Annotated in this window: 21 protein-coding genes; 10 read left to right on the top strand and 11 right to left on the bottom strand. The window is 67.2% G+C overall.

Annotation, left to right across the window (positions count from 1 at the left end; genetic code table 11):
• Nucleotides 1-43 precede the first annotated feature (43 nt).
• Genes D6860_RS10975 through D6860_RS10960 form a run of 4 tightly spaced genes read left to right on the top strand, consistent with a single transcriptional unit; the run spans nt 44 to nt 4245 of the window.
• Complete coding sequence (locus tag D6860_RS10975) at nt 44-688, top strand: paraquat-inducible protein A (protein WP_076625475.1); 645 nt, start codon at nt 44-46, stop codon at nt 686-688.
• Nucleotides 655-1296 carry a paraquat-inducible protein A gene (locus D6860_RS10970; protein ID WP_076625078.1) on the top strand — a complete coding sequence of 214 codons (642 nt, stop codon included), beginning with the start codon at nt 655-657 and terminating at the stop codon, nt 1294-1296. The genes D6860_RS10975 and D6860_RS10970 overlap by 34 nt, the downstream gene beginning before the upstream one ends.
• Complete coding sequence (locus D6860_RS10965) at nt 1289-3694, top strand: MlaD family protein (RefSeq protein ID WP_076625077.1); 2406 nt, start codon at nt 1289-1291, stop codon at nt 3692-3694. Before D6860_RS10970 ends, D6860_RS10965 begins: the two co-directional genes overlap by 8 nt.
• Before the next feature lie 5 nt (nt 3695-3699).
• Nucleotides 3700-4245: a PqiC family protein gene (locus D6860_RS10960; RefSeq protein WP_017468230.1), complete on the top strand. Its 546-nt coding sequence runs from the start codon at nt 3700-3702 to the stop codon at nt 4243-4245.
• A 60-nt stretch (nt 4246-4305) separates the two neighbouring features.
• Here D6860_RS10960 and D6860_RS10955 read toward each other — a convergent pair whose 3' ends face one another.
• The 7 genes from D6860_RS10955 to D6860_RS25475 all read right to left on the bottom strand — a co-directional run bounded on the left by D6860_RS10955 (nt 4306) and on the right by D6860_RS25475 (nt 11342).
• A complete protein-coding gene (locus D6860_RS10955) occupies nt 4306-5118 on the bottom strand; it encodes an arginyltransferase (protein WP_017468231.1) in 813 nt (270 codons plus the stop codon).
• A 149-nt stretch (nt 5119-5267) separates the two neighbouring features.
• Complete coding sequence (locus D6860_RS10950; protein ID WP_076625076.1) at nt 5268-5729, bottom strand: RDD family protein; 462 nt, start codon at nt 5727-5729, stop codon at nt 5268-5270.
• A 73-nt stretch (nt 5730-5802) separates the two neighbouring features.
• A complete protein-coding gene (locus D6860_RS10945; protein WP_017467771.1) occupies nt 5803-6240 on the bottom strand; it encodes a DUF2852 domain-containing protein in 438 nt (145 codons plus the stop codon).
• 261 nt (nt 6241-6501) lie between these two features.
• Nucleotides 6502-7986: a DEAD/DEAH box helicase gene (locus D6860_RS10940; RefSeq protein WP_076625075.1), complete on the bottom strand. Its 1485-nt coding sequence runs from the start codon at nt 7984-7986 to the stop codon at nt 6502-6504.
• Nucleotides 7987-8220: 234 nt separating this feature from the next.
• Entirely contained in the window at nt 8221-9165 is a 945-nt protein-coding gene (locus D6860_RS10935; protein WP_076625074.1) for a glycosyltransferase family 2 protein, read from the bottom strand.
• The gene (locus D6860_RS10930; RefSeq protein ID WP_076625073.1) at nt 9162-10937 is read right to left on the bottom strand and encodes a glycosyltransferase family 2 protein; all 1776 of its coding nucleotides are present in this window, start codon (nt 10935-10937) and stop codon (nt 9162-9164) included. Before D6860_RS10930 ends, D6860_RS10935 begins: the two co-directional genes overlap by 4 nt.
• Before the next feature lie 111 nt (nt 10938-11048).
• The gene (locus D6860_RS25475) at nt 11049-11342 is read right to left on the bottom strand and encodes a hypothetical protein (protein ID WP_076625072.1); all 294 of its coding nucleotides are present in this window, start codon (nt 11340-11342) and stop codon (nt 11049-11051) included.
• A 162-nt stretch (nt 11343-11504) separates the two neighbouring features.
• Between D6860_RS25475 and tgt the strand changes: the two genes are divergently transcribed.
• From tgt to lon, 4 genes are all read left to right on the top strand, one after another.
• The gene (gene tgt / locus D6860_RS10920) at nt 11505-12632 is read left to right on the top strand and encodes a tRNA guanosine(34) transglycosylase Tgt (RefSeq protein WP_076625071.1); all 1128 of its coding nucleotides are present in this window, start codon (nt 11505-11507) and stop codon (nt 12630-12632) included.
• A 146-nt stretch (nt 12633-12778) separates the two neighbouring features.
• Nucleotides 12779-13873: an alkene reductase gene (locus tag D6860_RS10915; protein WP_076625070.1), complete on the top strand. Its 1095-nt coding sequence runs from the start codon at nt 12779-12781 to the stop codon at nt 13871-13873.
• Nucleotides 13874-13948: 75 nt separating this feature from the next.
• Nucleotides 13949-14113, top strand: coding sequence for a hypothetical protein (locus D6860_RS25250; RefSeq protein WP_017469019.1), 165 nt, complete (start codon nt 13949-13951; stop codon nt 14111-14113).
• A gap of 225 nt (nt 14114-14338) precedes the next feature.
• Complete coding sequence (lon, locus tag D6860_RS10910; protein ID WP_076625069.1) at nt 14339-16744, top strand: endopeptidase La; 2406 nt, start codon at nt 14339-14341, stop codon at nt 16742-16744.
• Nucleotides 16745-16968: 224 nt separating this feature from the next.
• On the opposite strand, the gene D6860_RS10905 is transcribed toward lon, so the two are convergent.
• Nucleotides 16969-18558, bottom strand: coding sequence for a gamma-glutamyltransferase family protein (locus tag D6860_RS10905; protein WP_076625068.1), 1590 nt, complete (start codon nt 18556-18558; stop codon nt 16969-16971).
• 173 nt (nt 18559-18731) lie between these two features.
• Here D6860_RS10905 and D6860_RS10900 point away from each other — a divergent pair, with 173 nt between their 5' ends.
• Complete coding sequence (locus D6860_RS10900; RefSeq protein ID WP_083697958.1) at nt 18732-19370, top strand: GntR family transcriptional regulator; 639 nt, start codon at nt 18732-18734, stop codon at nt 19368-19370.
• Nucleotides 19371-19397: 27 nt separating this feature from the next.
• On the top strand, nt 19398-20228 hold the full coding sequence (locus D6860_RS10895) for a sulfite exporter TauE/SafE family protein (protein ID WP_076625066.1): 831 nt from the start codon (nt 19398-19400) through the stop codon (nt 20226-20228).
• 289 nt (nt 20229-20517) lie between these two features.
• Here D6860_RS10895 and D6860_RS10890 read toward each other — a convergent pair whose 3' ends face one another.
• The 3 genes from D6860_RS10890 to D6860_RS10880 form a co-directional block, all read right to left on the bottom strand.
• Nucleotides 20518-21063 carry a bactofilin family protein gene (locus tag D6860_RS10890; protein ID WP_017468045.1) on the bottom strand — a complete coding sequence of 182 codons (546 nt, stop codon included), beginning with the start codon at nt 21061-21063 and terminating at the stop codon, nt 20518-20520.
• Entirely contained in the window at nt 21053-22363 is a 1311-nt protein-coding gene (locus tag D6860_RS10885; protein ID WP_076625065.1) for a M23 family metallopeptidase, read from the bottom strand. The genes D6860_RS10890 and D6860_RS10885 overlap by 11 nt, the downstream gene beginning before the upstream one ends.
• Nucleotides 22364-22553: 190 nt before the next feature.
• On the bottom strand, nt 22554-23372 hold the full coding sequence (locus D6860_RS10880; protein WP_076625064.1) for a ferritin-like domain-containing protein: 819 nt from the start codon (nt 23370-23372) through the stop codon (nt 22554-22556).
• Nucleotides 23373-23408 lie beyond the last annotated feature (36 nt).

Genomic DNA, 23408 nt, shown 5'->3' with positions numbered 1-23408 from the left:
TTCTGCCTTTTCCCTTTTGCCAAGCCGCTCTAGATTGCTCGGCATGAGCATCGAGTCACCTCACGGCCTGCCGGACCTCGAAACATTGATCGCCTGTCCCTCATGCGACGCACTGCACGTCGAGCGTGATGTGCCGGTCGGCGAAACGGCCCGCTGCGTGCGCTGCGACACAGTGCTCGAGGCACCGCGGGCGACTGCCATGACCCGCATCATCATGCTGGCCCTTGCCGCGCTTATCCTGATGGTGGCGGCGATCTTCTTCCCGTTTCTCGAACTCGAAGCAGCCGGGCGGGTGCAGCGGGCGTCGCTGCTCGACACGGTGACCGCCTTTTCGAGGGGGCTGACCGCGCCGCTGACCTTTGCGATGGCGGCGCTCATCGTCGTCCTGCCGAGCGTTCGGTTCATCGCACTGATCTACGTGCTGGGGCCTATGGCCTTCGGTCACCGTCCCGCACCGCACGCCGAGCGGGTGTTCCGCATCGCCGACCACCTCCGCCCATGGGCCATGGCCGAGGTCTTCATCGTCGGGGTCGCCGTGGCGCTGGTCAAGGTGGCGGGGCTCGCGCATATCTTCATCGGCCCGGCCTTCTGGGCCTTCGTGGCGCTGGTCATCGTGACCGTGCTGAAAGACAACTTCATGAGCAGGCTCACGCTATGGAAGACGCTGGAACGGCGCCGCGCATCCTGACCGCGCGGGCGGCCGGCCTGATCGGCTGCACCGAATGCGGGAGGGTCAACGCGGCCGACGCCCGCCGCTGCGCGCGCTGCGGCACACATATCTCCGCCCGTGACGGCAGCAGCCTGCAGACCGTCTGGGCGTGGCTGCTGGCCGGCCTCGTCGTCTACATCCCGGCGAACGTCTACCCGATGCTGCGCACTTCCATGCTGGGCAAGACCACCGAGAGCACGATCTTCGGCGGGGTGGTGGATCTTGCCCATCACGGCAGCTACGGTATCGCGGCGATCGTCTTCATCGCCTCGATCGTCATTCCGGTTTCGAAGTTCTTCGTGATCGGCTATCTGGCACTGAGCATCCACCGGAGGGTGCATCTCTCGGCCCACGCGCGACACCGGCTCTACGAGATCGTGGAGTTCATCGGTCGCTGGTCGATGATCGACGTTTTCGTGGTGGCGATCCTGTCATCACTGGTTCAATTGAATTTCGCGGCATCCATCAATCCGGGGATCGCGGCGGTGAGCTTCGCGCTTTCTGTCGCCTTCACGATGATCTCGGCCGAGAGCTTCGACTCGCGGCTGATCTGGGACGCAGACGGGGAAGAGTACAGGCATGAGTGACCCGCAACCGGCGGACATGAAGATCGAGGGGCAGAAGCGCTCGATCTGGCGCAATCTTTCGCTGACCTGGATCGTGCCCATCGCGGCGCTTCTCGTCACCCTGTTCATCGCCTGGCAGACATGGGCCGAGCGCGGCACCCGCATCGAGATCAGCTTCGAGAACGCCGCCGGCGTGGTACCGGGGGAAACCTCTGTGCGCTACCGCGATGTCGAGATCGGCATTGTCGAGGAGGTGCGCTTTACCGAGGACCTGTCCAGGGTCATGGTCACCGCCGGTATCGACCGCAACGTCGCCGCATCGCTCCCCGAGGACGCGCAGTTCTGGGTCGTCCGTCCGGAGGTCAGCACCTCCGGGATCACCGGGCTGTCGACGGTTCTGTCGGGTGTCTACGTCGAGGCCGCCTTCGAGCCGGGGACTGCAACCGAGCGCACCGAGTTCGAGGGGCTGGAAAAGGCACCGCTGGTCAAGCCGGGGATGGAGGGCACGCGGATCGTCCTGCGCGCCTCCGACGGCAGCATGCTCTCCGCCGGCGCGCCGATCTTCCACCAGGGGATCGAGGTCGGTCGGATCGAGACGCCGCGCCTGCTGGACTCCGGCAAGGGCGTGATCGTCGATGCCTTCATCGAGTCGCCGCATGACCGGCGCATCACCACCGCGACGCGCTTCTGGGACACCTCCGGTTTCAACTTCAACTTCGGCCCGAACGGTCTGAACCTGAACGTGGGCTCGCTCGCGGCGCTGATCCGCGGCGGCGTCGCCTTCGACACGGTGTTCTCGGGCGGCAGCCCGGTTCAGTCGCGCTACGTCTTCGACCTGTTCGACGACGAGGAAGCCGCGCGCGAGAGCGTGTTCAGCGAGTCCATCGACAACGCGGTCGACCTCGTGGTCGAGTTCGACGAGTCCGTGCGCGGTCTCGAGGCCGGATCGCCGGTGACCTATCGCGGGCTCAAGGTCGGCTCGGTGAAGTCCATCGGCGCGTTCATCGACGACAGCAGCGGCCAGCAGAACGTGAAGCTGCGAGCCTCGATCTCGATCGACCCCCGGTCGCTCGGCCTCGATGCCGAGGCGCCGCAGTCCGAAACCATCGCCTTCCTTTCGGAAGCCGTTCAGGACGGTCTGCGGGCCCGGCTCGCGTCGCAGGGCCTGTTCAGCCAGTCCCTGATGATCGAACTGGTCGAGGTGCCGGAGGCGGCCGATGCCACGCTCGGCATCTTCGACACCGAGGCGCCGGTGCTGCCGTCGGTGGAATCCGAGATCCCGGATGTCGCCGCGACCGCCGAAGGGTTGTTCCAGCGGGTCGACAACCTGCCGGTCGAAGAGCTGATGGACCAGGCCATCGCGACGCTGCGGTCGATCGAGAGCTTTGCCTCCGACGACAACCTGCGCAGCGTGCCGCAGTCGGTCACAGGCCTTCTGGACGAGGCGCGCGGCCTGATCGGCAGCGACGAGACGCAGGCGCTGCCGGGCGAGTTGCGCGCGACGGTCTCGGAGCTGCGTGGCATCGTCGAGGAACTGCGGGCCGCCGGCACCGCCGAGAAGCTTGCGGCGGCGCTCGAAGGTGCGACCGAGGCCACCGATACCGTCAGCAGCGTCGCCGGCGAGCTGACCGAGGCCACCGCCGATGTGCCCGCCCTGATCGAGGACATGCGTGCACTTGTCGCCAAGGCGAACGCGCTTCAGCTCGAGGCCTTCGTCGACCGCGCCACCGCGCTTGCCGACAGCGCCGATCAGCTGATCTCGAGCGACGAGACACAGGCGCTGCCGGGCGAGCTGAACGCGACCGTCGCGGAACTGCGTGGCATCGCCGAAGACCTGCGCGCCGCCGACATGGTGGGCAACCTCATGACGGCGCTCGAGAATGCCTCGGACGCGGCCGACTCGGTCACCGGCGTGGCCAACGATCTGTCCGGCGCGACCTCGGAAGTGCCGGCGCTGGTCGAGGATCTGCGCAACCTCGTGGCCACGGCCAATGCTCTGCCGCTCGAAACGGTGGTGGAGCGCGCCAGCGCGCTGCTCGACAGCGCCGATCGGCTGATCGACACCGAGCAGGCGCGGATGCTGCCGACGGCGATCTCGAACACGCTCGAGGAAGTGCGGAGTGCGCTCGCGCAGCTGCGCGAGGGCGGCGTGGTCGAGAACACCAACGCCACGCTCGCCTCGGCGCGGGATGCCGCTGCCGCCATCGAGGAAGCCGCGCAGAGCCTGCCCGACCTCTCGGCGCGCATTCAGGCGCTTGTCGGCGAGGCCGAGCTCACGCTTCAGGGCTACGGCGACAATTCGACCTTCAACCGCGAGACGGTTTCGGCGCTGCGCGAGGTCCGCGAGGCCGCCGAGGCGCTGACCAAGCTTGCCCGCGCCATCGAGCGCAATCCCAATTCCCTTCTGTTCGGACGGTGATCCCCATGCTTCGCTTCCTGCCTCTTGTCCTGATCCTCGCGGCCTGTGGCCCCGAGCCCCGCTACCTGATCGACACCCCGGTCGAGGCGGGCAGCGCGCGACTGCGGGTCGCCACGCTGGAGGTGCGCGAGGTGTCGCTGCCGGCCTACGCCGAGGCGTCCGAGATCCTTCAGGAAGACGCGGACGGCGCGCTTACGCAGGTCGACAACGCGCTCTGGGCCGACGATCCGACCCGGGCCGTGACGCTGGCCATCGCCGAACAGATCAACCGCGGCTCGACGGCGACCGTGGCGCCCGAGCCCTGGCCGCTCGAGGAAGACGCGCAGGCGGCGGTGCATGTCAGCGTGTCGCGCATGGTGGCGCTGAACAACGGCACGTTGAAGCTGGCTGGGCAGTACGGGATTTCGTCCTATGACCGTGTCGTGCGCGAACGGATCGAGAGTTTCGACATCGTGGTGCCGATGACGGGCGAGGGGCCCACGGCCATCGCGCGGGCCGCCGGGGCCGCGGTCTCGCAACTGGCCGAGCGGATCATGGCAAGCCTGTCCTGAGCCACGGCGCGCGAACGTAGGTAGGGTGGGTTTCTCAACCCACCGCGCGCCCGGCAGGGCTTAGGCGCGGCTGTCGGGAAGCGAGATGTTGGCAACCTGTTCGGCGATGGGATCGGTCGAGAGCGGGTGCCGTTCCTCGTCGTAGTCATGCACGTCGAGCATCCGCTCCCAGCGGCCGCGACGGTAGACTTCAAGCGAGTCGAACTGCGCCTTGTAGCCCATCTTGGGGCTGCCCGGCACCCAGTAGCCAAGGTAGACGTAGGGAAGACCCGCTTCGCGCGCGATCTCGACGTGATCGAGGATCATCCAGGTCCCAAGGCTCCGGCGCTGCAGCTCGGGCTCGTAGAACGAGTAGACCATAGACACACCGTCATCGAGCACATCCGTCAGGCACACGGCCTTGAGCGCGCCGCTCTCCCGGTCGCTATATTCGACGACGCGGCTGCGGATCGGCGTTTCCTCGATCATCGCGGCGAACTCGAAGATGTCCATGTCCGCCATGCCGCCGTCGGCGTGGCGCGCGTCGAGGTAGCGCCGGAACAGGCTGAACTGTTCCTCGGTGGCCCAGGGGCTCGAGGCGCGGCGCGCGAGGTTGTCGTTGCGCTTCAGCGTGCGGCGCTGGCTTTTCGACGGCCGGAAACGGCGCACGTCGATCCGGGCCGACAGGCAGGCGGCGCAATCCGAACAGGAGGGACGGTAGAGCACGTTCTGGGACCGTCGGAAGCCCTGCTTGGACAGGCTGTCGTTCAGCTTCTCGGCGGACTCGCCCTGCAGTGCGGTGAAGAGTTTGCGCTCCATCCGTCCCGGAAGATAGGGGCAGGGTTGCGGAGCCGTCACGTAGAACTGCGGCGCGAGTGGCAGCGAATGGCGCATGTCGATCCTGTCAACTGGTCCCGGAGGGAAACGTAGCAACGAATCCGGGACCCGCCAACCCCCTCGAAATGATGAGAATGGCGGGTAACCGGGTGCCGTGCTACCGGGCCCTGTGTCGCACCCCGCATGAGCGAGGTGCGAGGAGCCTATCAGGCCCGCTTGTTGAGCGCGACCGTGCCAAGCACCATGTCCGTAAGGCTCTGACCGCGTTCGGTCGCGAACATGCACACGATCGAGATCAGCTGCAGCGGCATCACCGAAACCGAGACGGTGTAGCCGAGTGTGTGCAGGATGGCCTGCGCCAGATCGAGCCGCTGGCCGCGCCAGTCGCGGAACTCGATCGCCATGAGGCGCATGCCCCAGGTGGCCGAGCCGTTGGCGATGGTGATGACACGGTAGGCGAAGCTGATGACCATCCAGAGTGCGAAGAAGACGAAGGCGCCAAGGAAGGCCGTGAGGACGAGGGCGACCATCACCAGGAACGCGACGATGATCGAGTCCACGACCCAGGCCAGGCCGCGCTTGATCGCCACGCTCTCGTAGAAGGCGCTCTGGCGGTCCGGATCGGGAAGATGGGCATAGGGCCCGGTGCTATGGAATTCGACAGACATCAACTCTCGCTGACTGGTGTGGGTGGGAAAAGGCTACACCATGGCCCCGGATCGGGGCCATGGGGCGAACGCCTCAGGCGTCCTGTTTCTCGTCGTCGTCCATGGCGCGTGCGGGCTTCGAGCGCTCGTCCATGAACTGGTCGAACTCGGCCTTGTCGCGGGCTTCGCGCAGCCGCTGGAGGAAGTCCTCGAAGCTCTTCTGCTCGTCCTCGAGGCGGCGCAGCGTATCGGCCTTGTAGGCGTCAAACGCCGCGTTGCCCGAAGAGCGCATCGCGTTGAAGCCACGTGCGTAGGTGTTGGCCTTGCGGGATGAACTGCAGGATTTTCCAAACATGCGCTTGCTCCAGATCATGTAGGCGAGAAGGAAAAGGCCGATCGGCCAGAAGAAGATGAAGCCCAGAACCATGGCCACGATCCAGGCGGGTCTTCCGCGATCGTCGAGCCAGGCCTCGGCGCGTTTCAGCCACCCGAGCGGTGTGGGGCGGGCATAGTCGTGCGCGGCGGCGGTCATTGGCGGTGTTCCTTTTTCTCTGTGTTCAATGTGAATGCCTTTCACATCACAAGAGATGAGAACGACACCCCGATCTTGCAAGGGGTAATGTGAATGTTTTTTACATTTTCGGGAATGGTGTTTTAAGACAATGGCTTGCGCACGGGGAGGGCGCCGCCGATGCTCGCATGTCTGGCGCGAAAGATCTTGGAGCGACAGTCCGACCACGAAAAAAGCGGACCGAATGGCCCGCTTTCCCCGTATCTCGTGTGTGGCAGCCGGTCAGCTTGCCCGGCGTTCCTCGAAGCTCAGGGCGATGAACTCGGGAAGGTGATCGCCCAGGCCGACGACGTTGTTGTCGTTCCGGTCCGAACGGCGCGAGGACTTGGAGCCGCCCTTGCCACCCTTGCCGCCAGAGGTCTCGGACTTCTCCGACTTGGCGGGGGCCGCGGCCTTTTCGCTGGTCTCGGGCGCTTCGGCCTTGGCGGGTGCCTCGGTCTTCTCGGCGCTTGCGGTTTCGGTCTTGTCCGACTTGCGCGAGCGCGTCCGTGTCCGGGTCGGCTTCTTCTCTGCCTTCTCGCCGTCGTCGGTGCGGTCGGCCGCAGCGGTCGGCTTCGGCATGTTCGGCAGTTCGACGCGCGGGATCTCTTTCTGGAGAAGCTTCTCGACGTCCTCGAAGTTCTTCTCGTCGCGCGGCACCACGATCGTGAACGCCTTGCCCTCGCGACCGGCGCGGCCGGTGCGGCCGATGCGGTGCACATAGTCCTCGGCATGGCCGGGCACGTCGAAGTTGAACACGTGGCTCACGCTCGGCACGTCGAGACCACGCGCGGCCACGTCCGAGGCGATCAGCAGGCGGATGTTTCCTTCGCGGAAGCCCTCGAGCGTCTTGGTGCGCTGGCTCTGGTCGAGATCACCGTGGATCGGCGCCGCGTCATAGCCGTATTTCTTCAGCGACTTGGCGACGATGTCGACGTCGACCTTGCGGTTGCAGAAGATGATCGCGTTGGTGCAAGCGTCGCCCTCGCGGTCGATCAGGTCCCGCAGCACCCGGCGCTTCTCGCTGCCTTCGCGGTCCTTGCGGGATGCCTTGAAGAACACCGCCCCCTGTTCGATCGTCTCCGAGGCCGTGGCCTGGCGGGCGACCTCGATCCGCTCGGGGCTGGACAGGAAGGTGTTGGTGATGCGCTCGATCTCGGGGGCCATGGTGGCCGAGAAGAACAGCGTCTGGCGCGTGAAGGGCGTGAGCGAGAAGATCCGCTCGATGTCCGGGATGAAGCCCATGTCGAGCATCCGGTCGGCCTCGTCGACCACCATCACCTTCACGTCGGTGAGGATCAGCTTGCCGCGCTCGAAATGGTCGAGCAGGCGGCCCGGGGTGGCGATCAGCACGTCGACGCCCTTGTCGATCAGCTGCTCCTGCTCCTTGAAGCTGACGCCGCCGATCAGCAGCGCCTTGGTGAGCTTCACGTGCTTGGCATAGGTGTCGAAGTTCTCGGCGACCTGTGCGGCAAGCTCGCGGGTGGGGCAGAGCACGAGGCTGCGCGGCATCCGGGCACGGGCGCGACCGCGCGCCAGCGTGGTGATCATCGGCAGCGTGAAGCTTGCCGTCTTGCCGGTGCCGGTCTGGGCGATGCCCAGCACGTCCTTGCCCTCGAGGGCCGGGGGAATCGCGCCTGCCTGGATCGGCGTGGGCGACTCGTAGCCTGCTTCTTCGATGGCCTTGAGAACCTTGGGGTTCAGGTTGAGATCAGAAAACTTGGTCATGTGTGTCCGATTTGGGGTGCGGACACTCGACTTGGCCCGCTCATCTGGTTGGGGATCGGGCCCGTGCGGCCCTGCGTTTCATGGCATCTGCGATCCCGATGTGGCGGCTTTTACCGGAATCACCGGGGAAAGGTCAATCAACACGGCATTTTGAACGCGAATTCGTGGGTTCTCGGGGACACGGAGGGCCCCAAAGGTGCCCTGATACCTCGGATTCCATGATCTGCTGAGCTGTCATGCCCGTGGAAAGTGTTTCGCGCGTAGGACCGGCAGGTCCATGTGGCGCCGCCGCAGCAGCCCGTGGTCTTCGAGGCGTCCGGTCAGTTCGGGCGTCGCGGTGCAGACCTGGTCAAAGAAGGCGCGCAGTGCGGGCTCGCCGCCGCTCTGCTCGATCAGTCCGAAAAGAGCGTGCAGGTTCACCGCGCCCTCGCGCCGGGCCTGCGGTTTCAGTTCGGCCCGGTAGGAGCCCCGCGCCAGCCGGAACCGGTAGAGCTTCAGGAAACGGTCCCAGTCCGCGGCGTGGAAGTGGCCAAGCTCGATACCGTCGAGCGCCACCTCGCCGGGGTTCTGCAGACCGTCGCGCGTCACGTTGTGGATGCGGATCTGCAGCCCCTTCGTGCCGGCCCGGAAGAAGAGCTTGCCCGCGACGTGGCTCAGGAAGCCGCCCGAGAGATGCTGCGCCCAGTCGGGAAAGCAGGCTTCGGCGGCGCGCTGGCGCCTGTCCTGATCGACGTGGAACGCCTTGAAGAGCGTCTCGGGGCCGCTGCCCGCCAGCGCCTCGACCGGGCGGACCCGCGCGCAGAGACACTCCGAGGGCAGGGCGGCGAGCGTCTCGGCCACCGGCTGCGCGGGCAGCAGGAATTCGTCGGTGTCGATATGGGCGAGCCAGTCGACCTCGGGCCGGTCCTTGTTCGCATGTCGGTTGTTGGCGTGGCGCGCGTTGGAACCCTGCCGGGCCTGGTGCTTGGCCGGGCGGCCGTTGCGCCGCGCCCACCATGCATCATCCGTGCGAATGACCCGCAGCTTGGGGTGGGCCGAGAGCACCGCCTGCGCCTCGGGCATGTCCTCGTCGAGATAGAGATGGACCCGGTGCGCGCCCAGTTCGAGGTGCCAGGCCGCGAAGTCGAGGATCTCGGGCAGCGGCGCATTGGTGGTGGTGACGGTGCCCCAGCGGATCATGGCAGCGTCCCGAAGACGCGGGCCACGGCGGCATCGGGATCGAAGGGCCGTGTCAGCAGCATGTCATGAGCGGCGAGCCGTGCGCGCAACTCGGGCGTGTCGGCGCAGACCTCGTCGAAGAGCATCCGCAGACCGGCCTCGCCCTCTTCCTCGGCGAGGAAGGCGATCAGGTTGGCCTGTCCCATCTCGATCCGCTCCGAGCGGGGTCGATACGAACCCTTGTCCCGGCGAAAGGCGAGATGATCGCGGAATTGCGCCCAGCTTGGCGCGTGCAGATGTGCCAGGTGCACGTCCGAGAGCCGGGACCGGTTGGTCGCATCCTCGCCGCGATATTTCAGCGTGTGGATGCCGAAGCGGGTCTCGGGGATGCCGGTGCGGGCGAACACCTTGCCGGAGGTGTGGCTGAGAAAGCCGCCGTAGAGATGCAGGCCGAAGGTCGGGTAGATCTCCTGCAGCACCGATTTCGGCTGCTCCGCATGGTGATGCGTGAGCTTGAAATGCGCGGGAAGGCCATGGTCGCGGGCCAGCGCCTCGGCCGGGGCGACGCGGGCGAGCGCGTGGCGGGGGGAGACCTCGGCGAGGATCTCGGCGAGGGGGCGGTCGGGCAGCAGGAACTCGTCGGCGTCGATATGGCCGAGCCAGTCGAGTGCGCCCGCCACGTCGCGCAGGCAGCGGGTGGCGTTATGTGTCTGCCGCAGCTGGTGCGCTTCGGGGCGGGTCTTGCCGGTGTCCTGCCACCACGCCGCATCGCAGCATGTGACGTGGATGCGCGGGTGGCGGGCGAGGAACTGCGCCGTCTCGGCTTCGGGAGCGTCGAGGTAGACGTGCAGCGCCGTCGCGCCCAGCTCGAGGTGATGCGCGGCGAAGCGCGCGATCTGCGGCAGCGGCGCGCGGATGGTCGAGACGAGCCCCCAGCGCAGCGTGTCGGGGCCGAGCGCGCGGTGCCCCGCTGGCACCGGCGCGGGGTTCGCGGCGCGGGTGGGTCGCTCGCGCTTGCCGGCGTCGACGCGCGCCTTGCGCTTGCGCATGGTCCTCAGGCGGCGAAACAGCGTCCGGTCGTCATGGATCAGCAGGTCGAGCAGGTGGTGGGCAAGGGGCCGGATCACCCCATCGCCCTCGGCCTCGGTCCAGAGCCTGCCGATCATGTTCACGTCGAGCCCGCCGCTGGCGATGGCATAGGCGTCCATCTCCATCGGCAACGGCCCGGGGGACTTCCGGTCGAGCGGAAAGGCACGGTCGGCGGGGCTGCCGGAATAGAGCCGCTCGGTCTCGTAGAGCTTCATGGTGCCGAAGAGCACGTTGAGCGCCAGTCCGACCGAACGTTGCACCGGCGTCTGCCCATGATCGCCGAAGGTGGTGACCGCCGAGACCAGCCAGCGCTGGTCGAGCCGCTCGATCAGATGCGCGCCCTGTTCCGCCCACAGCCGGTGGAACAGCGCGGGCAGGTGGGACGGAAAGCTCCGCTTGCGCAGATGCGCGATCAGCAGCCCGTTGAGGAACACCAGCTCGCTCTGCCCGACCAGTTCCTTGCGCAGCGCGTGCCGCTTGCGGTGGTAGGACGACCGGAAGGGCGGCGCCTCGGCCGGGTCTTGGTCGGGGTCGGTGACGGTCTGCGCGGCAAGCAGGGCAAGGTCGAGATCCGCCGGGGGCGGAGCCTCTCCCTCCGCACAGGTCAGCGCATCGCGCCGCCCCTCCATCTGGGTCAGCACGGCCGAAATGCCGCCGGGCCATGTCGGCCGCCTGTCGCGGGGGGTGTCGCCGTCGTCGCTCATGCCGCGCGGGTCTTTCCGTCGTCCATGAGCGCCAGATTGGCGCGTGTCCCGGCGTTGCGCAATCGGGCCGCTGCGGTTTCGCGACAAGTGGTGCAGCGCCGCCGCCCGCGCTCAGAGGCGCTGGTAGTCCCCGAGCATGCTCGGGCAGCGCCGGTGCGCATCGGTGAGTCCCGCCGCGGCGCCGTTGAGGATGAGATGCCAGGTCGGGCGGTAACCGGTTGCTTGCGCCCGCGAGTAGGTACAGCCGTCGGGCGTGACGTAGACCTGCCCGCTGTAGCCCGGCGCGGGGCTTGCATGGTGGCCGTCGCCGCGCGGGGCGCCGCTGCCGAAAAGCGGACCCGCGTCGGCGGCGGGACCGGCGAAGGTCTGGATCGCGGCGAGCGCGACGACAAGGAGGCGGATCATTCTGCGTGTCTCCGATGCTGGTTGAAGGCTGACCGGGCCAGCATCGCGGAGAGAGGTGAACGGCCCCTCAAAAATTACAATGCGCGGCATTTCGTGGCGATGCCCCCGCGTCGGCTGCGGCCCGGGCTTGGCAAAGATCGCGCTTTGGGGCAGAGGAACCACATGAGCACCACCTCCTTCACTCTCAACGCCACCGACGGCGCAGCGCGCACCGGCGTCATCCGCACCCCGCGCGGCGAGATACGCACGCCGGCCTTCATGCCGGTGGGCACCGCCGGCACCGTCAAGGCGATGCTGCCCGAGAACGTGCGCGCCACCGGCGCCGACATCCTGCTCGGCAACACCTATCACCTGATGCTGCGGCCCACGGCGGAGCGCATCGCGCGGCTGGGCGGGCTGCACGCGTTCATGAACTGGGACAGGCCGATCCTCACGGACTCGGGCGGTTTCCAGGTCATGAGCCTCGCCGACCTGCGCAAGCTCACTGAGAAGGGGGTGACCTTCCGCAGCCACGTCGACGGCTCGAAGCACGAGCTGAGCCCCGAGCGGTCGATGGAGATCCAGCGGCTGCTGGGTTCGGACATCGTGATGTGCTTCGACGAATGCCCTGCGCTGCCCGCCGACCGCAAGCGGCTGGAAGAGAGCATGCGGCTGTCGATGCGCTGGGCGCAGCGCTCGCGCGACGCCTTCGGCGACCGGCCCGGGCACATGCTCTTCGGCATCCAGCAGGGCGGGCTCGAGCGCGACCTGCGCGAGGAAAGCGCCGAGGCGCTGAGGTCGATCGGTTTCGACGGCTACGCGGTGGGCGGCCTCGCGGTGGGCGAGGGGCAGAAGGCGATGTTCGACTGCCTCGACTTCGCGCCGGGGATGCTGCCCGAGGACAAGCCGCGCTACCTGATGGGCGTCGGCAAGCCCGACGACATCGTCGGTGCGGTCAAGCGGGGCATCGACATGATGGACTGCGTGCTGCCGACCCGCTCGGGGCGCACGGGGCAGGCGTTTACCCGCCGCGGCGTGGTCAACATCAAGAATGCCCGTCACGCCGACGATCCGCGCCCGCTCGACGAGCACTGTTCCTGCCCGGCCTGCACGGGCTATTCTCGCGCTTACCTGCACCACGTCTACCGCTCGCACGAGATGATCTCGGGGATGCTGCTGACCTGGCACAACCTGCATTACTTCCAGGAGATCATGCAGGGGATGCGCGACGCCATCGCCGAGGGCCGCTTTGCCGCATGGGAGGCCGCTTTCCACGCGGGCCGTGCCGAGGGCGATATCGAGCCGCTCTGAAGCTGCCCGAAAGGGTTCCGTGCGACAACGCAAGTCCGAGTGTGCGGCATTGCAGGGCGCGCACCCTTTGCGGCGCTGCGGCGAGAGCTTACCTCTAGCCTCGACGCTCCGGCCCTCAGGGGACGGAGCCAAGGAAAGGATCTCTCATGACCGAAGAACTCTTCACACCCTATACCGCCGGCACGCTGTCGCTTGCGAACCGCGTCGTCATGGCCCCGCTCACCCGCAACCGCGCCGATGACGAGACCGGCGTGGTGAACGACCTGCACGTCGAATACTACCGCCAGCGCGCTGGCGCGGGCCTCATCATCACCGAGGCCACGCAGATCTCGCCCGTGGGCAAGGGCTACATCCAGACCCCCGGCATTCACAGCGATGCGCAGGTCGCGGCATGGAAGCGCGTGACCGACGTCGTGCACGAGGCCGGCGGCAAGATCGTCGTGCAGCTCTGGCACGTCGGCCGCATCTCGCACACGTCGCTGCAGCCCGGCGGGCAGGCCCCGGTCGCGCCCTCGGCCATCCCGGCCGGCGTGAAGACCTTCACGCAGAACGGCTTCGAGGACACCTCCGAGCCGCGCGCGCTGACCCTCGAGGAGATCGCCGCCACGGTCGAGGACTTCCGCAAGGCCGCGCGTCGCGCCATCGAGGCGGGCTTCGACGGCGTCGAGGTCCACGGCGCGAATGGCTACCTGATCGACCAGTTCCTCAAGACCGGTGCCAACCAGCGCGAGGACGACTACGGCGGGTCGGTCGAGAACCGGGCCCGGTTCCTCTTCGAGGTGCTCGACGCCGTGACCGAGGAAGTCGGTGGCGGACGCACCGGCCTGCGCCTGTCGCCCTTCTCGCCGGCGAACGGCATCGACGATGCCGACCCGCAGGCCGATTTCGAGTACATCGTGCCGCGCCTGAACGCCTACGGTCTGTCCTATCTCCACATGATCGAGGGCGCGACGGGCGGCTCGCGCGAGCTTGAGGAAGGCCAGAGCATCGACCAGCTGCGCGGTCTCTTCACCGGCCCCTACATGGCCAACAACGGCTATGATCGCGACATGGCGATCACCGCGGTCAAGAGCGGCTCGGCCGATCTGGTGGCCTTCGGGCGTCCGTTCATCTCGAACCCGGACCTCGTCGATCGCCTCCAGCGCGAGGCGCCGCTCAACGAGGGCGACCAGGACACCTTCTACGGTGGCGGGGCCGAGGGCTATACCGACTACCCGACCCTCGAAGACGAAGCCGCCTGAGCAATCACCGGCGCTTGCGCGGGCCCCGCGGTTGCGGCAAAAGCGGGGCCCGCATACTCGGCAAGGAGCCGGATCATGGATTACTCGAAATCGGGCGGCGCGCGGCCCGGAAGCAACGCGCCGCGCTACGACCGCCACAAGGATGCGCCCAAGGGCAAGACCGCCAAGGGTGGAAAGACCGACAAGGCGGCGCTTCTCGCCCGCATGAAGGCCGCGCAGAAGCCGCAGGACGACGGCTGAGCCGTCACCGGCCCGCTGCCGGTGCGTGGGGCCGGGCCGCTTGTGCCGTCCGGCCCACCGACGGGTGCTTGCGCGGGTTGCACGACTTCTCCATGTTGTGTCGACCGAAGGTCAGCGCGGTTGATTTCGTTGTCGAACGACCCCACCTTAACTTCCGAGACAGGGGATGGCGGGCGCTGCCGGAGAACCGGGGCCGGGCCATCCTGCCAAGACGAAGGAATGCTTATGCAACAGGCTCTCAATTCCTCCTACCCGGTGCTGCCGCTGCGCGACATCGTCGTTTTCCCGCACATGATCGTGCCGCTCTTCGTGGGGCGCGAGAAGTCGGTGAAGGCGCTGGAGGAGGTCATGCAGGACGACAAGCAGATCCTGCTTGCCGCCCAGATCGACCCATCGGTCGATGATCCAGACAATTCCGGCATCTACCGTGCCGGCGTGCTGGCGAACGTTCTGCAACTGCTCAAGCTGCCCGACGGCACCGTCAAGGTGCTGGTCGAGGGCCAGAGCCGTGTGAAGATCACCGAGTATCTCGAGAACGAGTCCTTCTTCGAGGCCCGTGCCGAGTACGTCGAGGAGATGCCCGGCGATCCGGCCGCGATCGAGGCGCTGGTGCGCACCGTCGGCGAAGAGTTCGAGCGTTACGCCAAGGTCAAGAAGAACATCCCCGAAGAGGCGCTTTCGGCGGTCTCCGAGACCACCGAGCCGGCAAAGCTTGCCGACCTCGTCGCGGGGCATCTCGGCATCGAGGTTGAGCAGAAGCAGGAGCTTCTGGAAACGCTGGCGACGTCCGAGCGGCTCGAGAAGGTCTACGGCCTGATGCAGGGCGAGCTTTCGGTGCTGCAGGTCGAGAAGAAGATCAAGACCCGCGTCAAGAGCCAGATGGAGAAGACCCAGCGCGAGTACTACCTGAATGAGCAGATGAAGGCCATTCAGAAGGAGCTGGGCGACGGCGAGGACGGCCAGAACGAGGTCAACGAGCTGGCCGAGAAGATCGAGGCCACCAAGCTCTCGAAAGAGGCCCGCGAAAAGGCCGATGCCGAGCTCAAGAAGCTGCGGAACATGAGCCCCATGTCCGCCGAGGCGACCGTCGTGCGCAACTACCTCGACTGGATGCTCAGCATTCCGTGGGGCACGAAGAGCCGCGTCAAGAAGGACCTCGGCCGGGCGCAGGACGTGCTCGACAAGGACCACTACAGCCTCGAGAAGGTCAAGGAGCGCATCGTCGAGTATCTCGCGGTGCAGGCGCGCAGCCAGAAGCTCAAGGGCCCGATCCTCTGCCTCGTCGGCCCTCCGGGCGTCGGCAAGACGTCGCTGGGCAAGTCGATGGCCAAGGCCACGGGCCGCGAGTTCATCCGCATCTCGCTGGGTGGTGTGCGTGACGAGTCCGAGATCCGCGGCCACCGCCGGACCTACATCGGCTCGATGCCGGGCAAGATCATCCAGGCGCTGAAGAAGGCCAAGACCACGAACCCGCTCATCCTGCTCGACGAGATCGACAAGATGGGTCAGGACTTCCGTGGCGACCCGGCCTCGGCGATGCTGGAAGTGCTCGACCCCGAGCAGAACGGCACCTTCGTGGACCACTACCTCGAGGTCGAATACGACCTGTCGAACGTGATGTTCGTGACCACGGCCAACAGCTACAACATGCCGGGGCCGCTGCTCGACCGGATGGAGATCATCCCGCTCTCGGGCTACACCGAGGACGAGAAGGCCGAGATCGCCAAGCGTCACCTGCTCGACAAGCAGATCAAGGCGCATGGTCTCAAGAAGGGCGAGTTCACCCTGACCGACGAGGCGCTGATCGACGTCATCCGCTACTACACCCGCGAGGCGGGCGTGCGGAACCTCGAACGCGAGATCGCGCGCATCGCCCGCAAGGCGGTGACGAAGATCGTCAAGAAGGAGGCAACCGAGGTCACGGTGACCCGCGACAACCTCGACGACTTCCTCGGCGTGCGGAAATACCGCTACGGTCTTGCCGAAGAGGAAAGCCAGGTCGGCGTGGTCACAGGGCTTGCCTACACCTCGGTTGGTGGCGACCTGCTGCAGATCGAGGCGCTGCGTCTGCCGGGCAAGGGTCGGATGAAGACCACCGGCAAGCTGGGCGACGTGATGAAGGAGTCCATCGAGGCGGCACAGAGCTACGTGCGCTCGATCTCTCCGCAGATCGGCGTCAAGCCGCCGCGCTTCGACAAGTGGGACATCCACGTCCACGTGCCCGACGGCGCGACGCCCAAGGACGGCCCCTCGGCGGGTCTGGCCATGGTGACGGCGATCGTCTCGGTGCTGACCGGGCTGCCGGTGCGCAAGGACATCGCCATGACCGGCGAGGTCACGCTGCGCGGCAACGCCTCGGCCATCGGTGGCCTCAAGGAGAAGCTGCTCGCGGCGCTGCGGGGCGGGATCAAGACCGTTCTCATTCCCGAGGAGAACGAGAAGGACCTTGCCGAGCTGCCCGACAACGTGAAGGAGGGGCTGGAAATCATCCCCGTCAAGCACGTCTCCGAGGTGCTCGACATCGCGCTGATCGGCAAGCCCGAAGCGGTGGAATGGGACGAGGAGGCCGAAGAGGCCGCCGCGGCCCTGCGCAAGGGCGACGACACGGCCTCGGGTGCGGTTGCGCACTGAGGTCCGGCCGGATCGAAACGAAAGGCGTCGCGGGAAACCGCGGCGCCTTTTTCGTTTTGCGGTCGGCGGGGAGGGCCGGCCTCGCGCTGCGCCCTGATCGAGCGGCTCTCGGCAACGAAAAAGCTCGGCGAAAGCTCGCCGCGCTGTTGTGGTTCACCGGACGCAACCACTGGCCCGAAGTGCCGGCGCCGCAGGGTGGGGTTTTAAGCCACCCTCCGCGCGGATCAGAAGCCGAGCGCCATGCCGTCCTTGCGAGTGTCGCTGCCGCCGGTCAGCACGCCGGTCTCCGGGTTGATGCGGATCGCCTGGCTGCCGCCGAGCGGGCTATGCATCACGTGCAGCTTGTGACCGCGCGCTGCCAGATCGACACGGGCGGCCTCGGAGACTGCCGGTTCGATCTGCAGTTCGCCGCCGAAGGCGAAGCTGCGCGGCGCGTCCATCGCCGCCTGCAGGTCCATCCCGAGATCCAGCACACCCGACAGGAACGCCGCCTGGCCCGCCGCCTGGTACTGGCCGCCCATCACGCCGAAGGGCATGACCGCGGCACCGTCCTTGCAAAGCATCCCCGGAATGATCGTGTGCATCGGCCGCTTGCCGGGCGCGATGGCATTGGGGTGGCCGTCGATCAGCCGGAACGAAGAGCCACGCGAGTGGAACAGCACGCCGGTTTGCGGGTCGAGCCGGGTAGAACCGAAGCCGTGGAAGATCGAGTTGATAAAGGAGATCGCGTTGCCGTCGCGGTCGACGACGCTGAGATAGATCGTGTCCTTGTGCTCGGGCTCGTCCCAGAGCGCCGGCGTGCCCGCGCGGGACATGTCGATGCGCGCTGCGAGCGTGTCGACCACCGCGTCGGACAGCAGCGTCTCGGCCACGCCGGGGCAGGCGGCGGGATCGCCGATCAGCGCGTCGCGGTGGTGATAGGCGATCTTCGTCGCCTCGGCGTGCAGGTGGATGCGGTCGGCCTCGGACAGCCCGCCCTTCAGGTCGAATTTCGACAGGATCCGCAGGATCAGCAGCGCCGCGAGCCCCTGGCCGTTGGGGGGGCATTCCAGCACGTCGTGACCGCCGTAGGAGGTCGAGATCGGATCGACCCAATGCGCCTGGTCGAGGCCCTCGTGGAAATCTTCCTCGGTCTGGAGCCCGCCGAGCGATTGCAGGTGCGCGGCCATCTTCGCGGCGGTGTCGCCCTCGTAGAACCCGGCGGCGCCTTTCGCGGCGATCTCGCGCAGGCGCGCGGCGAGCAGCGGCTGGCTGCGGGTCTCGCCGACCGAGGGGGCGCGGCCACCGGGCAGGAAGAGCTTGGCGGCATGTTCGTCACGGCCCACCAGTTCGGCGGTCTCGGCCCAGTCCATGGCGACACGCGGTGTCACCGGAAAACCGTTCTCGGCGTAGCCGATGGCGCGGGCGAAGAGCCGGTCGAGCGGCATCGACCCGTGGTCGGCGTGCAGCCGGCACCAGGCCGAGATGGCGCCGGGGATGGTCACGGCGTGCGGGCTGGTCTGCGGGATCTCGTCGGAAAGCCCGGCGCCCCGCAGCGCCTCGATCGTGGCGCCGGCGGGGGCACGGCCCGAGCCGTTGAGCGCCTTCACCTTGCCGCCCTTCGGGGCGTAGAGCGCGAAACAGTCGCCGCCGATGCCGGTCATGAGCGGATCGACCACGCATTGCACCGAGACGGCACAGATCGCCGCGTCGACGGCGTTGCCGCCGGCGGAAAGGATCTCGAGCCCGGCGGCGGTGGACAGCGGGTGCGAAGTGGCGATCATGGCCTCGGACGCAAGCGTGCTGGGGCGCCGGGCTGAGAAGAAGTCGAACATGAGAAACGGTCCTGATAAATTCGGAGGGCAGGGCGGGTCCGTGAGTGGTGGCGATTGACTAGGCAATCCCGAGAGCCCCGCCCTCCGTCTGCTACGTGTAGCGGTGAATTCAACTTGCATAGATATGTATACATATGCAAGAACAAAGTCGACACAGTTGATGAGTGAGCAAGGTGAGCACCCGAACCGCCGAGACGATCTACACGACGCTTGTCGATGACATCATCGCCGGGCGGATGGCGCCGGGGGCACCGCTTGTCGAGACCACGCTGGCCGAACAGTTCGGCGTGTCCCGCACCCCCGTCCGCGAAGCACTGCAGCGGCTCGAGCAGGCGAACCTCGCCGAGCGCGGGGCGCGTCGTGCCGTCGTCGTGCGGCGCATGGCCCCCGAGGACCTTGCCGAGCTCTTCGAGGCGGCGGGCGAGATCGAGAGCGGCCTTGCCGCGCTCGCGGCGCAGCGGATGTCCGAGATCGAGCGCCGCCGGCTTGTCGCCGTGCTCGACGAGGGCGAAGGCTGCGATGATCCCGTGGTCTACGCCGAGGTGAACGCGCGGTTTCACGATATCATCAAGACCGGTGCGCGCAACGCGATGCTCGCGGCGACGCTCGAGGACATGAACCTGCGCACGCTGTCCTGGCGCGCGGCGAACTTCCACGAGGACAGCGGCCGGCTTGCCGCGTCCAAGGCCGAGCATCGTGCGATCGCCGAGGCCATTCTCGCGCATGACGCCGAGACCACGCGGCGGCAGATGCGCAGCCACGTGGCGGCGGCCTTCATGGCGCTGTCCGACACCCTTTCCCGGCGCGGCTGACCGCGCGCCCAACGACCGGAGATCCCGATGCCCGACATCGACATGACCCTTCTGCTGGAACTGCTCGCCTTCCTGATCGTGATCGGGGGCGCCGCGGGCGTGCTGGCGGGGCTTCTGGGCGTGGGGGGCGGCATCGTGCTGGTGCCGTCGTTCTTCTACACCTTCCAGCTTCTGGGGCTGTCGGGGCCGCAGCTCATGCAGGTCTGCCTTGCGACATCGCTCGCGACGATCATCGTGACCTCGATCCGGTCGGTGCTGAGCCACAACCGCAAGGGCGCCGTCGACTGGGACATCCTCAAGGGCTGGGCGCCGGGCATCGTGATCGGTGCGCTGGTGGGCGTGCTCGCGGCCTCGGCGCTGCGCTCGGCCACGCTGCAGGCGATCTTCGGCGGTCTGGGGCTGGTGATCGGCATCTACATGATCTTCGGGCGCAACACCTGGCGCATCGCCGACGAGATGCCGTCGGGCGGCAAGCAATACGTCTTCTCACCGCTGGTCGGCTTCCTGTCGGTGCTGATGGGGATCGGCGGCGGCAGCTTCGGCGTGCCGCTGATGAGCCTGCACAATGTGCCGATTCACCGTGCGGTGGCCACCGCGGCGGGCTTCGGACTGCTGATCGCGGTGCCCTCGGCGGTGGGCTTCCTGTTCCTCGACGTGGCGCCGGACTCGCGCCCGCCGCTGACGCTGGGCGCGGTGAACATCCCGGCCTTTCTCGTGGTCATCGCGATGACCACGCTGACGGCGCCGCTGGGCGTGAAGCTGGCCCACGCGATGAACCCGGCGCCGCTCAAGCGGCTGTTCGGTGTCTTCCTGATCCTCGTCGCGCTGAACATGCTGCGCAAGGCGCTGTTCGGCTGAGCCAGGGCAGGGGTGCTGCCGGTCCAGGTGCTGCACGGCAGCCTGACCAACCCGCCAGGAGGGGGCAAGCGCTTCTCCATGGCTGAACAAGCGAATGTCCCTCGGCGCGGCAGTCGGGCCGCTGGGGTTTGGCTCCCTCTGTCGAGGTTCGCAATTCGGCGGCCTTGAGCGGTCCGCATCCCCCATCGGCGGCCACGGGAAGCGCTACGCCTCAACGACGCAAACAAAAACGCCGGGCACGAGGCCCGGCGTTTGCCGATAATACTGTGACCGTGTCCCGTGAAGGAGGTCAGCCGTTGGACTGGCCACCCGAGGCCTGCGCCGGTTTCGGCTGCTGCGGCGCGGGCTGGGCCTGCTGTTGCGGCTGCTGCTGGCCGCCCTTGCCACGGGTCGACAGCGGGTCGTCCTGGCGCTGCACGGAGCCTTCGAAATGGGCGCCGCTCTCTATAGCGATGGTCTTGTGGATGATGTCGCCCTCGACGCGCGCGGTGGCGGTCAGGCGGACCTTGAGGCCACGCACGCGGCCGACGATGCGACCGTTGATCACCACGTCATCGGCGATGACTTCGCCCTTGATCGTGGCACTTTCGCCGATGGTCAGCAGGTGGGCGCGGATGTCGCCCTCGACCGTGCCTTCGACTTGGATGTCGCCGGTGGTGCGCAGGTTGCCGGTGATGTGCAGATCGCTCGAAAGCACCGAGGCCGGCGGCTTCGCCTTGGGCGGGGTCGACGGCTTGTATTCCTGGTTCGACTGGCGCGGCGCCTCGGCGGCGGGCTTCGGTGCGGAATCGTCGGCCTTGGGACCGGGCTCGTTGATCTTGCTCTTAGAAAACATCGTTTGCAGCCTTGATGTAGGTCATGGGATTCACGGGCTCTCCTCCGACGCGAACCTCGTAGTGGAGGTGCGTCCCGGTCGACCGTCCGGTATTTCCCATATCACCAACACGATCCCCGCGCGATACCTTTTGACCGACCTTGACGCGGATTTTGGACATATGCGCGTAGCGGGTCTCGATGCCGAATTCATGCTTGATCTTTACCAGTCGCCCGTATCCCGACATCCACCCCGCGTGGATCACGGTGCCGTCGGCGGTGGAATAGATCGGCGTGCCGTGCGGCGCGGCGAAATCCGTGCCGGCGTGCAGCCGCCCCCAGCGCCGGCCGAAGCCGCTGGTGAAGCGGAAGGCGTCCTTGAGCGGCGTGGCAAAGGGCAGCTTCTCGGCGGCGATGCGATACATGTTGAGCCGGTCGAGATCGCCGAGGATGCGGTTGGCGCGCTCCAACTCGGCCGAGGGCTCTTCGCCGCGGGTCGAGAAGGTCAGCGGGGTCAGCGGGCCGCCCTGGCCGGAATAGCCCTTGCGCACCTGGTTGATGATGCGGTCGGGGTCCATGCCGGCTGCGGTGAACATCTTGTCGAGCGGCTTGACCGAGACGGTCATCGCCTCTTCGAGCTGGCGGAAGATGCGGTCGTTCTTCTCTTCCATCAGGCGCAGCTCGGTGGCCATGTCGTCGGCGCGGACCAGCGCGTCCTGCGCGTCGGCGACCACCTGGTCGCGCTCCTCGGCGGTGCGGGCGAGCGCCTCGGCCAGCAGGTCGAGCGTGCCGTCGCCGTCGCCGCCACCGGCGACCTGCGTGCCGCCGCTCTCGATCTGGCTCTGCAGCGTGGCAAGCCGGGCGCTGACGGTCTCGCGCTCCTTCATGGTGTCGCGCAGCGTCGTCTGGATGACGTCGATGCCGGTCTCGAGCTCGCGGCGCCGGGTCTCGGAGTCGAGCAGCTTCGACTGCATTGCCGAGACCTGTGCGAGCGCCGTGTTGAAGCGTTCCTGCGCGGCGAGCGCATCGGCGGCGCGGGCGTCGCGTTCCTGCGACAGCTCGTTGAGGCGGCGCTGATAGGTGATCTGGTCACGGCGGGCCTGATCGCGGAAGTTGCCGGCGCTGATGCTGTCCATCAGCAGGATGGCGGTGGCGATGATCGCCCAGGCCACCAGCAAGGCGCTCCCGGCGAACGCGAGCGCCTGCGTCTCCGAGCGAAGCCGGATGAAGCGCGTGTCGGTATCCGATTTCAGAAAAAGCCGACGTTCCGGAAAAAAGCGCTCCAAAAGCGCATGGGTTCTGATCGCGAGACGCGTTCTCACCTGACGTTCCTTTGTTCCCGTCCCAAATTCGGTGCTCGTATCCCCTACATCCGGCACCATGCCGAGGGACTTACCCCAGAGATTGACATTTTCGCAACGATTTTGGGCGAAGTTGCTGCCCGATGCGGCGAAAACACGCTCTATTGGCGAAAATTCGCCGACCCCAATGGGTTCAGGGCCGGCGATCGTGTCAGGCCTTGCCGCTTTCTTCGGCAAGCGGCCAGTAGAAATCCAGCGGCAGGCCGGCCTCGGCGCGTTTCTCGTCGTTGAAGGGCGGCTTCAGGGCGCCGTGGAAATATTTGCGCACAAGCGAATGAAAGACGTCGCGCGGGTCGAGTTCGTGGCGGCCGCACAGGAAGTGGAACCACTTCGAGCCATAGGCGACATGGCCGACCTCTTCGGCGTAGATCGTCTCGAGCGCGGCGACGGCGCTGTCGACGCCGGCCTTGCGAAAGAGATCGATCATACCCGGCGTCACGTCGAGCCCGCGCGCCTCGAGCACCATCGGCACCACGGCGAGCCGCCCCATCAGGTCGTCGGCGGTATCCTCGGCGGCGCGCCACATGCCGGCGTGGGCGGGCAGGGCGCCGTAGTGGCTGCCCAGTTCCTCGAGACAGTCGCACATCAGGTTGAAATGCTTCGATTCCTCGTCGGCGGCGCGCACCCAGTCGTCGTAGAAGCCGGGAGGAAAGGGCACCTCGGTGAAGCGCGCGATGATGTCCCAGTGAAGGTCGACGGCGTTCAGCTCGATATGCGCCACCGCGTGCAGCAGCGCGATGCGCCCCTGCGGCGAGCCGGGCTTGCGCTTGGGCACCTCGCGCGGGTCCAGAAGCTCCGGCCGGTCGGGGCGCGAGGGCCGCAGCGGCGGGCTCGCGCTGCCGATTTCGATCGGCGTGCCGGCCTCGCGCGCTGCGCGCCACGCCGCGGCGTGGGCGTGCGACTTCGCGGTCTTTTCCCGGCCGTCAGCGGTGGTCAGGACGTCCACCGCCATCTCGCTCAGCGTCATCATGGCGCTGCACTCCCTCTCGTCATGCGGCCCCGGGGC

Source organism: Salipiger sp. D13 (assembly GCF_003703915.1).
Classification (GTDB): Bacteria; Pseudomonadota; Alphaproteobacteria; order Rhodobacterales; family Rhodobacteraceae; genus Salipiger; species Salipiger profundus.
Note: the sequence above shows the minus strand (reverse complement) of the source record. Positions and strands in the feature narration are given on the sequence as shown.

Excerpts from the sequence above, each read along its gene's own strand:
- D6860_RS10975 (WP_076625475.1), top strand. The coding sequence starts at position 44 with ATGAGCATCGAGTCACCTCACGGCCTGCCGGACCTCGAAACATTGATC.
- D6860_RS10970 (WP_076625078.1), top strand. The coding sequence starts at position 655 with ATGGAAGACGCTGGAACGGCGCCGCGCATCCTGACCGCGCGGGCGGCC.
- D6860_RS10965 (WP_076625077.1), top strand. The coding sequence starts at position 1,289 with ATGAGTGACCCGCAACCGGCGGACATGAAGATCGAGGGGCAGAAGCGC.
- D6860_RS10960 (WP_017468230.1), top strand. The coding sequence starts at position 3,700 with ATGCTTCGCTTCCTGCCTCTTGTCCTGATCCTCGCGGCCTGTGGCCCC.
- D6860_RS10955 (WP_017468231.1), bottom strand. The coding sequence starts at position 5,118 with ATGCGCCATTCGCTGCCACTCGCGCCGCAGTTCTACGTGACGGCTCCG.
- D6860_RS10950 (WP_076625076.1), bottom strand. The coding sequence starts at position 5,729 with ATGTCTGTCGAATTCCATAGCACCGGGCCCTATGCCCATCTTCCCGAT.
- D6860_RS10945 (WP_017467771.1), bottom strand. The coding sequence starts at position 6,240 with ATGACCGCCGCCGCGCACGACTATGCCCGCCCCACACCGCTCGGGTGG.
- D6860_RS10940 (WP_076625075.1), bottom strand. The coding sequence starts at position 7,986 with ATGACCAAGTTTTCTGATCTCAACCTGAACCCCAAGGTTCTCAAGGCC.
- D6860_RS10935 (WP_076625074.1), bottom strand. The coding sequence starts at position 9,165 with ATGATCCGCTGGGGCACCGTCACCACCACCAATGCGCCGCTGCCCGAG.
- D6860_RS10930 (WP_076625073.1), bottom strand. The coding sequence starts at position 10,937 with ATGAGCGACGACGGCGACACCCCCCGCGACAGGCGGCCGACATGGCCC.
- D6860_RS25475 (WP_076625072.1), bottom strand. The coding sequence starts at position 11,342 with ATGATCCGCCTCCTTGTCGTCGCGCTCGCCGCGATCCAGACCTTCGCC.
- tgt (WP_076625071.1), top strand. The coding sequence starts at position 11,505 with ATGAGCACCACCTCCTTCACTCTCAACGCCACCGACGGCGCAGCGCGC.
- D6860_RS10915 (WP_076625070.1), top strand. The coding sequence starts at position 12,779 with ATGACCGAAGAACTCTTCACACCCTATACCGCCGGCACGCTGTCGCTT.
- D6860_RS25250 (WP_017469019.1), top strand. The coding sequence starts at position 13,949 with ATGGATTACTCGAAATCGGGCGGCGCGCGGCCCGGAAGCAACGCGCCG.
- lon (WP_076625069.1), top strand. The coding sequence starts at position 14,339 with ATGCAACAGGCTCTCAATTCCTCCTACCCGGTGCTGCCGCTGCGCGAC.
- D6860_RS10905 (WP_076625068.1), bottom strand. The coding sequence starts at position 18,558 with ATGTTCGACTTCTTCTCAGCCCGGCGCCCCAGCACGCTTGCGTCCGAG.
- D6860_RS10895 (WP_076625066.1), top strand. The coding sequence starts at position 19,398 with ATGCCCGACATCGACATGACCCTTCTGCTGGAACTGCTCGCCTTCCTG.
- D6860_RS10890 (WP_017468045.1), bottom strand. The coding sequence starts at position 21,063 with ATGTTTTCTAAGAGCAAGATCAACGAGCCCGGTCCCAAGGCCGACGAT.
- D6860_RS10880 (WP_076625064.1), bottom strand. The coding sequence starts at position 23,372 with ATGATGACGCTGAGCGAGATGGCGGTGGACGTCCTGACCACCGCTGAC.